Here is a 14,380-nt window from a genome sequence, read left to right as displayed (position 1 = left end):
AATGGGGTGCCTGACGCATGATGGAGAAATGGAACGTGGTACATTTTCCAGGGTTGAAATCCAGAAAGTCCAAATCTAAAGAACGTACGGAAGGTTGGTCTTCCAGACTCAAGAAGCGGCTGGATTCACATAAAGCAGTGCAATGGGTAACGGCGCAAAGATGGATGCTGCTATTGTCTGCTATGGGATTTTTACTGGGACGCGCCACCATTTTGGACGAGCTATCCCCTTTTGCCCTCGCTTATTTTGCAGTCATCATGTTCCTGCGGCGTGATCTGATGCTGCCTGTGGCTGTATCGGTCGTGTTGGGCAGTCTGCTTGCCCCTTATCCATCGTTGTTCATGATTGGCGGCGAGCTGCTTGTATTCTATCTCCTGTATCGCGGGTTACGAACCTTTGATCGGCTGGAATTATCTTATGCCCCGCTTATGGTTTTCCTGTCTGTATTTATGGTCAATTTATTTTACGCCGTGATGGCCCCGTCCTTCACATGGTATGACCTTATCATCGTGGGAACGGATGCGGTTCTCAGCTTTATGCTGACACTCGTTTTTACGCAGGCCATTCCATTGTTTACGTATCGCAAAAAGACAAGCCAGCTCAAAAATGAGGAAATTTTGTGTCTGATTATTTTACTGGCCTCTGTGATGACGGGAGCGGTAGGATGGACGATTCACTCACTGTCTGTCGATCATGTGCTATCTCGCTATTTGGTCTTGGTGTTCGCCTTGGTGGGGGGCGCTTCGCTAGGTGCTTCGGTCGGTGTGATTACCGGTTTAATTTTAAGCTTGGCCAATATGTCTGCGATTGTGCAGATGAGCTTGCTCGCATTTGCCGGTTTGCTAGCAGGGATGCTGCGAGAAGGGCGAAAAGGCGCAGTGGCGCTAGGGATGTTGCTAGGTTCCTCAATTCTGACGATCTATTTGGACGGGACCGGGGACGTGCTGACATCAACCTGGGAGAGCTGCGCGGCGATTCTATTATTCTTAATGACCCCAAAAAGTTTCTTTAAAGCGGTTTCTACCTATGTTCCTGGTACGCAGGACCACGCCAAATCCCAGCATGAGTATGCCAAAAGGGTCCGTGATCTCACTGCCGAGCGGGTAACGAAATTTTCCCGCGTATTCAGTCAGCTATCCCGCAGCTTTCACCAGATATCTGCGAGTGAGAGCGCGAAGTCGGATGGTGAAATCGAGCATTTTATGAACGCTGTGGCGGAGGGAACATGTGCCTCCTGCTTTAAGTGCGAGCAGTGCTGGGACGGAAAGTTTATGCAAACTCACCAGTATATGACGGAAATGATGAGTGCGATTGAGGAGAATCCGGATTTGGAGCCGGAGCAGATGCCGCCACAGTGGAGCAAGGCGTGCGCCAAGACGGGCGCGGTGCTGCAAGTGATGAAGCAACAGTATAGCCTCTACCAGCATAATATGCAGTGGAAACGCCAAGTATACGACAGTCGTCAGCTTGTTGCTGACCAGCTATCTGGCGTGTCACAGATTATGGAGGATTTGGCGCGGGAAATTCAGCGTGAAGGGCAAACGATGCATCGGCAGGAGGAACAAATACGAGAGGCGCTTGATCGGCTGGGCTTGTCCATACAATCCATTGAAATTATTAATCTGGATGCAGGCCAAGTAGAAATTGAGATTGTCCATGCCTATACAAGGGGATTTGACGAATGCCGGAAGATCATTGCTCCACTGCTGTCGGACATATTGGACGAGCATATTGCTGTGATGCGCGAAACGGCGGCAGATCGCCGCCAGGGATTGGCCACGGTCATGTTTGGCTCCGCCAAAACGTATGAAATTGCCACGGGAGTAGCAAGTGCTGCCAAAGGAGGGGATTTCTTCTCGGGAGACAGCTACAGCATGATGGAGCTGGGGAACGGAACCTTTGCGGTCTCTTTGAGCGATGGCATGGGCAACGGAGAGCGGGCGCAGCAAGAGAGCAGTGCGGCGCTTAATATTTTGGAGGAATTACTGCAATCCGGCATGGATGAGAAACTGGCGATCAAGTCGGTCAACTCTGTCCTGATGCTGAGATCACCCGAGGAAATGTATGCTACGGTCGATATGGCGCTGATTGATCAGTATACGGCCCGGACGACATTCATGAAAATTGGGTCAACGCCGAGCTTTATTAAAAGAGGGGAGGAGGTCATTCCTGTATCTGCCAGTAATTTGCCGATTGGCATTATACAGGATATTGAAATTGATCTGGTGTCGCTTCAATTACAGCCGGGTGATATTTTGATCATGATCACAGATGGCATATACGACTCGCCGGGTTATGCGGTAAACAAGGAAATATGGATGAAGCGCATGATTCAGGAAATTGAAAGCGATGACCCGCAGCAGTTGGCCGACTGTCTATTGGAACGAGTTATTCGCTACCAGCAAAATCAAATCTATGATGACATGACGGTAGTTGTTAGCAAAATAGATCATTTCCGCCCAGAATGGGCCACGCTTCATGTACCGGGTATGAGCTGGATGGAGCGCCCGCGTACGGTTAGCTGAATAGACATTGCCCGGGAAATTTGCCTCCATTTTAAAAATCCGTATTCTTCGTTTGAATCGTTCCAGATTCGGCAAAGATAGAATCTATCGGAATAGATTACGAGGAAGCGGGAGGTCAAAAAGCTATGAAGCAAATTTTGATCATTACAGACGGATGCTCTAATGTGGGTGTCAGTCCGGTCATGGCGGCGGCTCAGGCTTTACAGGAAGGCATTACGGTGAACGTAGCCGGAGTCATAGATTACGGGACGATTGGTGAGCTTGGAAGTACGGAGATTCAGGAAATCGCTAAAGCGGGAGGAGGTTTTAGCCAAATTGTAGGCACGAAGCAATTGGCGCAGACCATGCAGATGATGACGCGCAAAACAGTGGTTCAAACGATTCAGCAGGCGGTTAATAGAGAGTTAACGCATATTTTGGGTGAGGGGGGCGCCCGACATATCGGTGAACTGCCGCCGGCCAAACGGGCACAGGTGGTTGAGGTGATGGATGAACTGACAGAAACCAGCGCTTTGGAAATTGCTTTGCTCATTGATGCCAGTGCGAGCATGAAGCCCAAGCTGCCTGCTGTAGAAGACAGCATTCGGGATTTGCTGCTCAGTTTACAGTCCAGAAGTGGGCCTAGTCGTATTTCTGTCTTTCATTTTCCGGGGGGACGGATGGGTGAAGACGCGGTCATGGATATGGGTTGGACCTCTGAACTTAGCCAGGTCAAGTCGATATTCGGCCGTTTGCGGATGAAGGGGGCGACTCCAACGGGTCCAGCCATTTTACAAGTGATTGATTATTACCGATATGTTACACTAGGGGAACAGAAAGATATGGAAGAATCCTATGGCAAAGGAGAAGGGATGCTCGGTGACTACGTCGTCTGATCCCGTTCTTGCACCCGGAACGGTCATCAAGGGCAAGTGGAAGCGGAGCAGCTATGTCATTCAGCGTCTGCTGGGCCGGGGGGCGAACGGAACTGTATATTTGGTAAAAGAGGCACAGGCAGATCGACAATTTGCTCTGAAAATGGGGAAGAACACGCTTGATCTGCAATCAGAGATTAACGTGCTGACCACATTGCAGTCGCAGGGAACCCAATCCGCTCTCCAGCAAAACGGACATCCATCCTTTTTGTTCGAGGTGGACGATGTATCCTTGCGTAGCGGTGGGGAAATACCCTTTTATGTCATGCGATACGTCAAGGGAGATCCGCTTCATCGTTTTGTGGCGCTCAAGGGAGCGGAATGGTATGGTGTGGCTGGAACTGGCATACTTAATCGTTTGGCTGATCTGCATCAGGCAGGATGGGTATTTGGCGATTTGAAGCCTCAAAATATTTTGGTCAATGCCTATGGAGAAGCCGAGTTGATTGATTATGGCGGGGTGTCCCTTGCGGGACGGAGCGTTAAGCAATTTACAGAATGGTATGACAGGGGATTCTGGAATGCGGGCAGTCGAAATGCCGATTCCCAGTATGATCTGTTTGCCTTTGCCCTTCTAACTATTCATATATTGGAGGGCGAATCGTTAAAAGTAGCTGCGGGCAGGCTGCCACAGCTACGTAATACGGCGGAATTGACCATCATCATTCGCCGTAGCCGTGTATTACGACCCTATGCCGAATGGCTGGTGGGTGCAGTGCGTGGAGAATATCCCGATACCCGTGTGGCGGCTCGTTCCTGGTCGCGTCTGGCTTCTGCGCATGTCAGGCAATCGTCCGTGAAAAGAGGAAATCCGCGCTGGCTGGGATATGCTTTCACGCTCTCGCTTTTGCTGCTTGCCGGAGCGCTCTGGATTGCGCTAAGGTAGCGGCAGGACTTACATAAGATAACAGATGATCATCATTTTTACGGTCGGCAGAAAAGAGGGTCGTGAATGGGAACAACAAAACCGACCGGTGTTGTACAGGAAGTGCTCGCCCTCGCGCGAGATCATTCGCTGTGGAGCCCCGGAGACCGCATCGTGGTTGCTGTATCCGGAGGGCCGGATTCGGTGGCCCTTTTGCATATTTTACATGAGATATCCGTCGTACATATGCCTTTGCAGCTGGTCTGTGCTCACGTCCATCATGGCTTCAGGCCGGAGGAATCGGATGCGGAGGCTGAGGAGGTACGCCACATGGCTCGGAAACTTGATGTTCCGTTTGAAATGATTCGGGTTGATGTGCCCGTTTATATGAAGGAGAGCGGCAAGGGGCCGCAGGAAGCGGCTCGCGAGCTGCGCTATGCCTTTTTGCATGATACGGCTGCAAAGTGGGCGGCGCAGCATATTGCGATGGCTCATCACGGGGATGATCAGGCCGAAACCGTTCTTCTGCACTTGCTGCGCGGTAGCGGCCCGGCGGGTCTGGCGGGTATGCGGCTGACACGCAAGGAAAAAAATGTGCAACTCATTCGCCCGTTGCTACGTATGTACAAGGCTGACCTGATCGAGTTCTGCAAGTTTCATGACCTTTCCTATGTAACGGACAGCACCAATTTATTATCGAAATACCGCCGTAACGCCATTCGTATGGATGTGCTTCCTTTTTTGGGGCAATATAATGAGCAACTGACACCGTCCCTGAACCGGCTGGCCGAAACGATGGCTGAGGAAAATGATTTTATGGAGACATCCACGCTGGCGGTGTACGAGGAATTAGTACACTTGGATAATGGCAGGCATATGTTTTCCATTGCTTCCTACCGCAAGTTATCCGTTGCTTTACAACGGAGGTTGATTAAACTAATATTAAATTATCTGCCTTCGGACAGTGAAAATTTAGATTTCGTAAATTGAGACCGTTCGACTGAGGCTTCTCCAGGAACGGCCGTCCACGTGGAGTTTGGACTTGGGCGGCGGTGCGGTTGGAATCCGCGAATATGACCAAGCGGTTTTGTTTAACCGTGCGCAAGGCGTTATGGGCGAATGGTGCTATGGACTGGACGTATTGCCTATTTCCGGTGAGCTTGAATTGCCTGAGGCGGGTGGTGTACTTCGGTGGCGAAGAACTTCCTATTCGGATGGACCCAATCCGCCGAATGAGGAGGAAGCGTGCTTCGACGCGGATGAATTAGCCCTGCCTTTGACAATACGCTCGCGATTACCTGGAGATACCATGTATGTAATGGGATTAAACGGAAGAAAAAAGGTTAAAGATATTTTCATTGATGAAAAAATACCTCCTTCGCTGCGTCCCATTATTCCCGTCGTCTGCGACCACTCCGGAGCTATTCTCTGGATTCCGGGCGTGCGGCGTTCTGTACATGCCGCGGTGCAAAAGCACACGTCTTCGGTTATATATATGTCATGGCAAAGACAGGAGAGTCCAGGGCATCGGTAATTGCGCAGGAACGGCTTTCATAGTATAAACTTAGGAGGTTTACACCGTTGCAGAATGATATTCAGGAAGTATTAATCAGCGAAGAAGAAATTCAGAGTAAAATCAAGGAATTGGGCGCACAGCTCAGCGTGCAATACGAAGGAAAGAATCCGTTGGTGATCTGCGTGCTGAAGGGTGCGTTTATCTTTATGGCGGATTTGGTTAAAGCTATTACAGTACCATTGGAGCTTGATTTCATGGCTGTATCCAGTTACGGTGTGTCCACCAAATCATCGGGCGTCGTTAAAATTATTAAGGATTTGGACGCTTCGGTTGAAGGACGCGACGTTCTGATCGTCGAAGATATTATCGACAGTGGCCTGACGTTGACTCATTTGATTGAATTGCTTAAGAACCGTAATGCCAATTCGGTATGTGTCGTAACCTTGTTTGACAAACCTGCCCGCCGGACGGTTAATCTTGAAGCTGATTATACCGGCTTTACTCTTCCGGATGCGTTTGTTGTCGGTTATGGTCTGGATTATGCCGAGCACTACCGGAACCTCCCATACATAGGGATTTTGAAGCCGGAAATCTACACCAGCTAATCTCAGCCTCCAGTCCTAGGACTAAATAGGGTCCTTTGTTGAGAAGGGCTTATAGGCTATGGTAAAATAACTTAAGTGTTTCGAGAGGAGGTAGGGGATGAATCGGTTCATCCGGAATTCTGGTTTTTATTTGATTCTTTTTTAGTTGTGGTGGGTATCGTTCAGTTTGTCAGCAACAGTAACGAAGCCTCCGATCTCCCTAGATATGACCAATTACGGCAAGAGGTTAAAGCTAATAATATCTCTAAAGTAACGGTCCAATTTGACGGTTACGCCTATCTTGTAACCGGTGCATATAAGAAGCAGCCGGCTAATGCCAAATCCACCAATTTTTCTGTGTATGTTCCGCCAACGGACTCTGCTTTAACCGAATTGGTTACCGCTAGTGAAACGAACGGGTTTGAATACGTACAGAAGAAAATGGAAGGCGAAAGCATTTGGCTAACGTTCTTGACTTCTATTGTTCCTTTGGTGATCATGTTCCTGTTGTTCTTCTTCCTGTTCAATCAGGCGCAGGGCGGTGGCGGCAAAGTTATGAACTTCGGCAAGAGCAAAGCCCGTCTTTATAACGAAGAGAAGAAGAAAGTTACCTTCGAAGACGTGGCAGGAGCCGACGAAGAGAAGCAAGAGCTTATTGAAGTCGTAGAATTCTTGAAGGACCCGCGTAAGTTCGCAGCTGTGGGCGCCCGTATTCCAAAAGGTGTCCTGTTAGTGGGCCCTCCGGGTACTGGTAAAACACTCTTGGCAAGAGCTGTTGCTGGCGAAGCCGGAGTACCGTTTTTCAGCATTTCGGGTTCTGATTTTGTAGAAATGTTCGTCGGTGTCGGCGCTTCCCGTGTACGGGATCTGTTCGAAAACGCGAAAAAGAATGCACCATGCATCATTTTCATTGATGAAATTGATGCTGTCGGACGTCAACGTGGCGCTGGATTGGGTGGCGGACATGATGAACGTGAGCAGACGCTTAACCAATTGCTCGTTGAGATGGATGGATTCGGAGCGAACGAAGGTATTATCATCGTAGCTGCAACGAACCGTCCGGATATTCTGGATCCGGCATTGCTTCGTCCGGGACGTTTTGACCGTCAAATTACAGTTGATCGCCCAGACGTTAAAGGCCGCGAAGCTGTATTGTTTGTACACGCACGCAACAAGCCATTAACTAAAGATGTTAAAATGGATGTTATTGCGAAGCGTACAACAGGCTTTACAGGCGCTGATCTGGAAAACCTGTTGAACGAAGCTGCGTTGTTGGCAGCCCGTCGTGACCGTAAAGATATTTCGATGCGAGAAGTGGATGAAGCGATCGACCGTGTTATCGTAGGTACAGAAAAACGCAGCCGCGTAATCAGTGACCGCGAGAAACGGATTGTAGCTTATCACGAAGCAGGCCATACGATTATCGGCTTCTTCCTGGAAAATGCCGACATGGTTCACAAGGTAACGATTATTCCACGTGGACGCGCAGGCGGATATGTCATCATGCTTCCGAAGGAAGATCGCATGCTGACGACCAAGCAGGAATTGCTGGACAAAATCACTGGTTTGCTGGGTGGACGCGTATCCGAGGAACTGTTTATTGGTGAAATCGGAACAGGTGCCTACAGTGACTTCCAACAAGCAACAAGCATCGCACGCAGCATGATCGTGGAATACGGTATGAGTGAGAAACTCGGTCCAATGCAGTTCGGTACTTCGCAAGGCCAGGTATTCCTTGGACGGGATATCGGTCATGAGCAGAACTACAGTGATCAGATCGCTTATCAGATTGACCAGGAGATGAACCGTTTCATCACCGAGTCTTATGAGCGTGCCAGAGAACTCCTGACCAAATATTCCAAAGAGGTTCATTTGATCGCCCAAACCTTGCTGGTTGAAGAAACTCTGGAACTTGAGCAAATTAAACGTTTGATCGAGACAGGTTCTTTGGACGGCAGCACGAATGAGGGAGAAGGTACACCGGAAAATGGTGAGCCTGTGATCGATAACATCGGAGACGTTCGTGTACGTATTCAAGGCAAGGATGACGAGCCAAAGAATACAACGGATCAACCGAATGATATTCCTAATCTGCAAAAGCCAGAGGACGGTAATAATTCGGGCAACTCTGGTGGCACTCCACCGACAACAACCTGATTATCAGGTTGACAGTTGAATAAGCGTATATGAAAGCTCCGGAAAACCAGTAACTATTGGTTTTCCGGAGCTTTTTAAATACTGGAGAAATAGCTGAGGCGATTTGACAGACGGAGGAACGTTGTGTACATTTATTGATAAATAAACGGCTGTTTGTGTGCTTGACTATAAATGCTTTCTGCCGCTGTAATCGACTTTCAATTCTTTTGAACATATACCGTGAGCGCATACTGTACAACCTATGGTGTGCGCTATTCTCTGTGAAACAGGTGAAGGCATGATTCCAAGATATCTGGTTGATTTTGACATAGCGGAATTGCCCAAATTTGAAGCCGACGTGATGATTATCGGCTCCGGCATTGCGGGTTTATACACGGCCATTAAGGCTGCGGAGAATCGGCGGGTGTTGCTAATTACCAAGAAGACATTGTTGGAAAGCAACACCCGGTATGCACAAGGCGGCATCGCCGCTGTCACTTCGGATGAGGATGCACCAGTTTATCATATTCAAGATACCCTGATTGCAGGTGCAGGTCTGTGTGAACCGGAAGCGGTCAGGGCGCTTGTCCATGAGGGGCCAGGCGGTGTGCAGGAATTAATACGTTTAGGGACTGCCTTTGACCGAGAGAATGGCGAGCTTGCGCTGACACAGGAAGGCGCACATAGCCATCGGCGCATCTTGCACGCAAATGGGGATGCCACTGGCTATGAAATTGTTCGTGCATTGTCAGAGAAGGTCGCTGATCATCCCGCTATCGAGGTGTGGAACGAGCATATGGTGATCGACCTGATAACCGAGCATGGCGAGTGCATCGGCGCTCTCGTTCAAAAGCCGAATGGCGAACGATTATATGTCACTGCGAATGCAACGATTTTATGCTCCGGGGGCGGCGGACAATTATTTCGATATACGACCAATCCGGATATCGCGACCGGGGACGGGGTTGCTATGGCATATCGCGCCGGGGCAGCTGTGCGGGATATGGAATTTATACAGTTTCATCCGACAGCGTTGTGCCATCCGGGTGCTCCAAGATTTCTGATTTCTGAAGCCGTGCGGGGTGAAGGGGCTGTGTTGCGCAATATTCATGGAGAGCGTTTCATGGAGCAGTATGATTCCCGACAGGAACTCGCACCAAGGGATATTGTAGCTCGTGCAATCGTTCATGAGATGGAACGTACGCAGGCTGCGTTTGTATACCTTGATATTAAACATGAACCGTCCGAACGGATCAAGCAACGGTTTCCAACCATTTATCGGACATGCCTTTCCTATGGTCTGGATATAACGGCGGACTGGATTCCCATAGCGCCCGCTGCGCATTATATGATGGGCGGCGTCCAGACCAATTTGCATGGAGAAACCACCCTTGCACGCCTGTTCGCATGTGGTGAGGTGTCTTCCACTGGTGTACACGGGGCTAATCGTTTGGCGAGTAATTCGTTATCTGAGGCGGTCGTATTCGGCAGCAGGATTGTCGAGCGGTTACATTCTTTACCGCCGCTGGCCGGTCATACGCTGATATCCTACGATGACAACCGCGGGGACTCTCTGGCTTCGTCTATCATAGAGCAGCAGCTCAAGCTGCAAGAAACAATGGTTCATTATGCCGGAGTCCGTCGGAATGGGGAGGGGTTACAAGCAGCACTGGATCAGCTACGAGGGCAGTTGTCCGTTTTCAGCGCTGCCCTGACCAGCCGGGAAGAGATCGAATTTGCCAATTTGCTCACTTGTGGTCTGCTGGTCACGGATGGGGCGCTGCTGCGTGAGGAAAGCAGGGGAGCACATTACCGTGAGGATTTCCCTGTAGCAGAAGATGGCATATGGCGCAAGCATGTCCAGCAGCGACGTGAGCAAGGGATAACGGAGGAGTACATTCATGACATCTAACAGCGAGCATTATGGAGAATTTAGCGGGTATCAGGAGGAACTGACAGCACAAATTCGCAGCTGGCTGCGAGAAGATACAGGATCGGGTGATGTGACCACGCGCTGGACCATCGAGCCGAATCACCAATCCAAGGCGGTAATCCATGCCAAGGAGCCTGGCGTTGTTGCGGGCTTGCCCGTGGCAGAACTCGTATTTCGGGTCGTAGACCCCTCGCTGTCCTTCACTCCACTGGTGACTGATGGGCAGTGGATTGAGCAGGGAACTGTTCTGGCAGAAGTGACAGGGAGTACCCATGCGATTCTGACGGGAGAACGTTTGGCTCTAAACTTGATTCAGCGGATGTCGGGCATTGCGACGCGAACCAAATCCTTTGTTGATCAGCTTCATGGACTCTCGACGCGCTTGGTGGACACACGGAAAACAACACCAGGGCATCGGTTGCTTGAAAAGTACGCTGTTCGTGTGGGTGGCGGTTCCAACCATCGGTTTGGCTTGTACGATGCCGTTATGATTAAGGATAATCATATCAAGGGTGCGGGTGGGATTATGCAGGCGGTGACCCGGGCACGTACTCATATTCCGCACACGATGACGATTGAAGTAGAGACGGAAAATATGGAACAAGTTCAAGAAGCGCTGAATGCCGGAGCGGATATTATTATGCTGGATAACATGTCCGTTCAGGACATGAAGGAAGCAGTTCGTTTCATTCGGGAACAAGCTCCACATGTCAAAACGGAAGCCTCAGGCAATGTATCGCTGGATACGGTGCGTGCGATGGCTGAGAGTGGCGTAGATGTGATTTCTGTAGGCAGGCTGACGTACTCTTTTCATAATCTGGATATCAGCCTTGACCTTAACGCAAAGAAAGATAGGTGACACCGATTGATTCTTGTAGTGGATGTGGGCAATACCAATATTGTGCTGGGGATGTATCAGGGGCGAGAGCTGCTGCATCATTACCGGATCAGCACCTCCAGACAGGCTACCGCAGATGAATATGGCGTGCTCATACATAATCTTTTTAGTATGGGCGGTGTATTGAAGGATGATATTAAAGGGGTCATTATCTCCTCAGTCGTTCCACCGCTGGTTCATGTGTTGGAGGAAATGTGCGACAAATACATAGGCAGAACACCCCTCATCGTCGGACCGGGAATCAAGACCGGTCTTAATCTGCGTTATGAAAATCCGCGGGAAGTAGGGGCTGACCGGATCGTGAACGCGGTTGCTGCTGTCGAGCGGTATGGCGGTCCTCTGGTTGTGGTCGATTTTGGAACGGCGACGACGTTTGATTGTATTGATGCCAAGGGAAACTACCTGGGTGGGGTCATTGTGCCGGGTATCGGGATATCGACGGAGGCGCTGTATCAACGAGCTTCCAAGCTGCCTCGCATTGAGCTGGAAAAACCCAAGAAGGTCATCGGCCGCAATACGGTTCATGCTATGCAAGCGGGGATCATTTTCGGTTATGCAGGGCAAGTGGACGGTATTGTGGAGCGCATCAAGGAGGAAATGCAGGCAGAGCCTACGGTTATTGCTACCGGAGGTCTTGCCGAGTTAATTGCCTCGGAGACACGGAGCATTCAGAAAGTGTTGCCGATGTTGACGCTGGAAGGATTGCGCATCATTTACCAACGTAACGCTGAATAAAAAATAGATATAAGCTGCCGCCGAGGCCAGCCGGAGATGAAACCGGTTTGGATTGGCGGCGTTTTTCGTCTATACTGAAATATGTTACGTTTTTGAACGATTCGCGTGATCTGTAGATACAGGTTATTTATATAGCAGAAAATCATGCTTTGTAGTTATGCGGGAACACTTACTAACGAAAATAACAGCATATAGCTGCTCTGAGAATAGGGGAGGAACTCAATATGGAAAAGAAACAGGATCGACTTATTCGTGGTACAGCTATGGATGGAAGGGTCAGAGCCTTTGCGGTTCGGACAACAGAACTGGTGGAGGAACTGCGGAGAAGACATGATACGTATCCTACCGCCACCGCTGCTTTGGGACGAACGCTTACAGCGGGTGCCATTATGGGTTCTATGTTAAAAGGCAAAGAGCGACTGACCATTCAAGTTAAAGGTGACGGTCCAATTGGACAAATCGTCGTTGATGCTAACGCTGTAGGTGAGGTGCGGGGCTATGTGTCCGAGCCGCATGTACATTTGCCGAGTAATAGTATGGGCAAACTGGATGTAGCAGGTGCTGTCGGAACAGAGGGCTTTATTCATATCATCAAGGATTTGGGGTTAAAAGAACCCTATCGGGGTAGTACCCCAATTATTTCCGGCGAGCTGGGTGAGGACTTCACCTACTATTTTGCTAAATCGGAGCAGACACCTTCAGCAGTGGGTTTAGGCGTGCTGGTGGATACCGATAATTCGGTTATCGTGGCAGGCGGATTTATTATTCAATTGCTTCCGGGCTTGGATGATGATGAGATTACGGCCATCGAAAATGCAGTCGGCTCCATTCCGCCAGTTACAGCTCTGTTGGATCAGGGTTTAGAGCTTGATGAAATGCTGCGCTGGATGCTGCCGGACGTTCGGGTTCTCGACGAAATGGATATTCATTTCCAATGTGAATGCTCGCGAGAGCGTGTGGAAAAAACATTGATCAGCTTGGGAGAAAGCGAATTGGAGCAGCTGATTGAGGAAGAGGGACAGGCCGAGGTGGTGTGCCATTTCTGTAATGAGGCTTATCAGTTTAATAAAGACGAATTGCAAAATCTGTTAGATCAAGCCAAAGCCTAACCGGATGGGCGGTGCGAGCGATGACTACACGGGAGAAAGGATTATGGACGGCTGTCATTATCCTGACCGTCAGTGTCGCCGCCTTGGGTGGTCTTATCATGCTTCGCGGGCTGTTAAAGCCGGGTGATGTAACCAAGGGCGACGGCGATCATGCTGTGGCGGAAATGGGTCAGGAAGGCATATCGGAGGAGCAGTGGATTGCGGAGCTGAAAAAACGCTATGGAGCCACTACACTGTTACAAATGCTAAACCGCAAAGTTGTGGAGGCGGAGGCTGGGCGTCTCGGTATCAAGGTTACCCAAGAGGATTTGCAGCAGGTTTTGGAGCAAGATAGTAAAGGGTATGCTTCGGATCGCGCCTATTTTGAGGAAATGCAGCAACAGTTTGGCTTAAATCCGGATGATTTGCGGAGTGAGGCGGAATACCGGATTGGGTTGGAGAAAATAGCCACACAGGGTATTCAGGTTCAGGAAGCTGATATTGACCAGTACTGGAAGCAGCACCCGGAGGAATTTGCAGTCGGCAAGCAGATCAAGCTGGCAGCTATATACGCGACCCAAGCGGAGGAAGCTGAGATGCTGCTGGAACGGGTCAAGCAGGGAGAAAGCTTTGATACACTGCTTCAAGAACATTCCAGTCATCTTTTCGGCAGAGACAAAAGTGGACAGCTGGGATGGGTGGACGAGTATGATCCTTTTCAGCCGCAAGAGATTATGGAGGCAGCGAGAGAGCTAAGTTCCGGTGATGTTGCTGGTCCCATTGCAGTTAACGAGGGTTATGCCGTCATTTTTGTACAGGATATCCGCCTGGAAGCTCCCACGAACGAACAACAGATTCGACAGCAAATTCGTCGCTCGCTTGCACTCGCTCAAGCTGCTCCTCTGGAAGAGGTAGAGAAAAGTCTGCGTGATAAATACGGGGTACGGATTTTGCCTGGAAAAGATATGCCATCCATTTCTCTATAAACAGAGTGAGCGATTCTTGGATTGAAGGAAGCGCGATGCTGAAAATCAGAGCTGGAGGAGTCGTGTATTTTATGGCTCGTATTGACAATGGATTTGAAGATTGTTATGATTATCGTGGAAAACCCACCTTTTTTATCGGAAATTAAAATCAGGATTGATTAACAATGTGATTCTGCAAAAAATTAATATAACATTCAATG

At 49.6% G+C, this 14,380-nt stretch carries 9 protein-coding genes and 2 pseudogenes; all 11 read left to right on the top strand.

Annotated features, from left to right (window positions below; translation table 11 throughout):
* The first annotated feature begins 17 nt into the window (after window positions 1-17).
* The 11 genes and pseudogenes from spoIIE (at window position 18) to ASL14_RS11820 (ending at window position 14,180) form a co-directional block, all read left to right on the top strand.
* A complete protein-coding gene (spoIIE, locus tag ASL14_RS11870; protein WP_134911731.1) occupies window positions 18-2,525 on the top strand; it encodes a stage II sporulation protein E in 2,508 nt (835 codons plus the stop codon).
* A gap of 125 nt (window positions 2,526-2,650) precedes the next feature.
* Window positions 2,651-3,400, top strand: a complete 750-nt coding sequence (locus ASL14_RS11865) for a vWA domain-containing protein (protein WP_134911730.1) — start codon at window positions 2,651-2,653, stop codon at window positions 3,398-3,400.
* Window positions 3,384-4,325 carry a protein kinase domain-containing protein gene (locus ASL14_RS11860; RefSeq protein ID WP_134914524.1) on the top strand — a complete coding sequence of 314 codons (942 nt, stop codon included), beginning with the start codon at window positions 3,384-3,386 and terminating at the stop codon, window positions 4,323-4,325. Before ASL14_RS11865 ends, ASL14_RS11860 begins: the two co-directional genes overlap by 17 nt.
* Before the next feature lie 66 nt (window positions 4,326-4,391).
* Window positions 4,392-5,838 (top strand): annotated as a pseudogene (tilS, locus tag ASL14_RS11855) (tRNA lysidine(34) synthetase TilS).
* Between the two features lie 47 nt (window positions 5,839-5,885).
* Window positions 5,886-6,425 carry a hypoxanthine phosphoribosyltransferase gene (hpt, locus tag ASL14_RS11850; RefSeq protein ID WP_014279057.1) on the top strand — a complete coding sequence of 180 codons (540 nt, stop codon included), beginning with the start codon at window positions 5,886-5,888 and terminating at the stop codon, window positions 6,423-6,425.
* 97 nt (window positions 6,426-6,522) lie between these two features.
* A pseudogene (ftsH, locus tag ASL14_RS11845) lies at window positions 6,523-8,561 on the top strand (ATP-dependent zinc metalloprotease FtsH).
* A 277-nt stretch (window positions 8,562-8,838) separates the two neighbouring features.
* On the top strand, window positions 8,839-10,452 hold the full coding sequence (gene nadB, locus ASL14_RS11840; protein WP_134911729.1) for an L-aspartate oxidase: 1,614 nt from the start codon (window positions 8,839-8,841) through the stop codon (window positions 10,450-10,452).
* Window positions 10,442-11,332 (top strand): carboxylating nicotinate-nucleotide diphosphorylase, encoded by an 891-nt coding sequence (nadC, locus tag ASL14_RS11835; RefSeq protein WP_134911728.1) that lies wholly within the window; start codon window positions 10,442-10,444, stop codon window positions 11,330-11,332. The genes nadB and nadC overlap by 11 nt, the downstream gene beginning before the upstream one ends.
* A 6-nt stretch (window positions 11,333-11,338) precedes the next feature.
* Window positions 11,339-12,106: a type III pantothenate kinase gene (locus ASL14_RS11830; RefSeq protein WP_134911727.1), complete on the top strand. Its 768-nt coding sequence runs from the start codon at window positions 11,339-11,341 to the stop codon at window positions 12,104-12,106.
* A 224-nt stretch (window positions 12,107-12,330) separates the two neighbouring features.
* A complete protein-coding gene (gene hslO / locus ASL14_RS11825; RefSeq protein ID WP_134911726.1) occupies window positions 12,331-13,215 on the top strand; it encodes an Hsp33 family molecular chaperone HslO in 885 nt (294 codons plus the stop codon).
* 20 nt (window positions 13,216-13,235) lie between these two features.
* On the top strand, window positions 13,236-14,180 hold the full coding sequence (locus ASL14_RS11820) for a peptidyl-prolyl cis-trans isomerase (RefSeq protein WP_134911725.1): 945 nt from the start codon (window positions 13,236-13,238) through the stop codon (window positions 14,178-14,180).
* The last annotated feature ends 200 nt before the right edge of the window (window positions 14,181-14,380 follow it).

The sequence above is a fragment of the Paenibacillus sp. IHB B 3084 genome (assembly GCF_001447315.1).
Classification (GTDB): domain Bacteria; phylum Bacillota; class Bacilli; order Paenibacillales; family Paenibacillaceae; genus Paenibacillus.
The sequence above is the reverse complement of the archived record's forward strand: the minus strand, read 5'-3'. Positions and strand labels throughout refer to the sequence as shown.

Coding starts and splice junctions, on each gene's coding strand:
- spoIIE (WP_134911731.1), top strand. CDS start 18: ATGATGGAGAAATGGAACGTGGTACATTTTCCAGGGTTGAAATCCAGA.
- ASL14_RS11865 (WP_134911730.1), top strand. CDS start 2,651: ATGAAGCAAATTTTGATCATTACAGACGGATGCTCTAATGTGGGTGTC.
- nadB (WP_134911729.1), top strand. CDS start 8,839: ATGATTCCAAGATATCTGGTTGATTTTGACATAGCGGAATTGCCCAAA.
- nadC (WP_134911728.1), top strand. CDS start 10,442: ATGACATCTAACAGCGAGCATTATGGAGAATTTAGCGGGTATCAGGAG.
- hslO (WP_134911726.1), top strand. CDS start 12,331: ATGGAAAAGAAACAGGATCGACTTATTCGTGGTACAGCTATGGATGGA.
- ASL14_RS11820 (WP_134911725.1), top strand. CDS start 13,236: ATGACTACACGGGAGAAAGGATTATGGACGGCTGTCATTATCCTGACC.